Raw genomic sequence first — 1,689 nt, 5'->3', positions numbered from 1 at the left:
GTCACCACCGCCAACGGATTGTCGAAGACGACGACGAGCGACTTAAACGCCGACAACGTCATTGATTTCACCGATACCGATGTGACAGTGATCGACGCCACCAACCGGACGCAGACCGTGCAGCATCGCACCAAGACCGGGACAACAGGTACGCTGCTGTCGCAGTCGGTCACGAAGACCAGCCTTGACGGCAAGTTGATCACGATCACCGAAGATGCGAATGGTGACACCAAGACCGACAGATTGACCGAGATTGTGGTCGGAACGGACGGCAAGACGACCAAAACGGTCAGCACCCTCAATGCCGACGGCTCGCTGGTCTTGAAGACCATGGCGGTCACATCCGCCGACGGCTTGTCGAAGACGACGAGTAGCGACGTCAACGGCGATACTGTCAACGATCTCGTGGTGACGGATGTCATTACCACGTGGTCGGATGGCAGCCGCACTGAAACGGTGACATCGAAGAACGCTAACGGCGCGACCATCGCCTCGACTCTCACCAACACATCGGCCGACAGTCTGACCCAGTACGTCAAGACTGATGCCAACGGTGACGGCGTCTACGAAGACACCACGAAAAGCGTCACCGTTCTGGACAGCACCGGCAAGCGCACGGAAACGGTGAGGAGCACGAGCGCCGACGGAACGCTCAAGACCCAGATCGTCACCGACGTCAGCGCCGATCGGAGGACGACCACCATCGTAACGGATGCGGATGGCGACGGCAGGACCGATACGCGCCGGGTCGAGACGACCTCGGCAAACGGCAATGTCAACATCTGGGAGCGGCAATACGCTGCAGATGCATCGACGATCAGCACGACCATCACCGACATCAGCGGCAACGGCCTGACCAAGACCGTGTCGGCGGATTTGAATCATGATGGCGTCGGCGACCGTATCACCAGCGACCAGACGGTGCTGAATGCCGATGGCAGCAAGACCGAGACGATCTCTCTGACGAGCAGCGATGCCACGCGTCTGAACAAGAAGACCATCGCCACGTCAGGCAATGGCATGTCGATCACGACGAGCGGGTACGTCAACGCCGACGAGGTGGTCGATACCAAGACGACTGATGTCACGACATTCGACACCTACGGGCTGCAGTTCCAGACCGTATCGGACTACCGGGGAACGTCGCTCGTAGGATCAACCAAGGTCACGACCAACCTCAACGGCCTTTCCGGCTCGACCGATTACGATCTGGACGGCGATGGAGCGGTCAACCAGACTTTGTCGTGGAAGAAAACACCGCTCGATCCGCTCGGATCGGTCACCACCACCAAAACGGTCAAGGCAACCGACGCCGCCGCGACGCTGATCTCGCAGACGATCACCACGGTCAGCGCCGACCAGAAAACCACCACCGTGAACACCAAGATCGATGGTGACGCCGTTGTCGACTTTGTAGAAACGATAACCATCGACAACGCCGGAACGCAGAAAGACGAGATCAAGCAGTATAACGCTGCTGGCGCGCTCGAAAGCCAGGCGATCGCCACTATCTCCGATGACGGGCTGTCGAAGACCTCGAGTTCGGACCTGGACGGCAACGCTGTCTTTGAACTCGTCACGACCGATGTCACGGTGCTGAACACGGACGGCAGCCGCACCGAGACGGTCTCGAAAAAGGGCATCGGCGATGCGCTGATTTCCCGCACGACTTCAAATGTCAGCGCCAGC

The 1,689-nt window shown here is 59.0% G+C and carries 1 pseudogene; it reads left to right on the top strand.

Annotation, left to right across the window (positions count from 1 at the left end):
- Positions 1-1,689: pseudogene (locus GGD57_RS28950) on the top strand (hypothetical protein); the annotation flags it as partial.

Origin of the sequence: Rhizobium esperanzae (assembly GCF_014197615.1) — a bacterium.
Taxonomy (GTDB): domain Bacteria; phylum Pseudomonadota; class Alphaproteobacteria; order Rhizobiales; family Rhizobiaceae; genus Rhizobium; species Rhizobium esperanzae_A.
The sequence above is the reverse complement of the archived record's forward strand: the minus strand, read 5'-3'. Positions and strand labels throughout refer to the sequence as shown.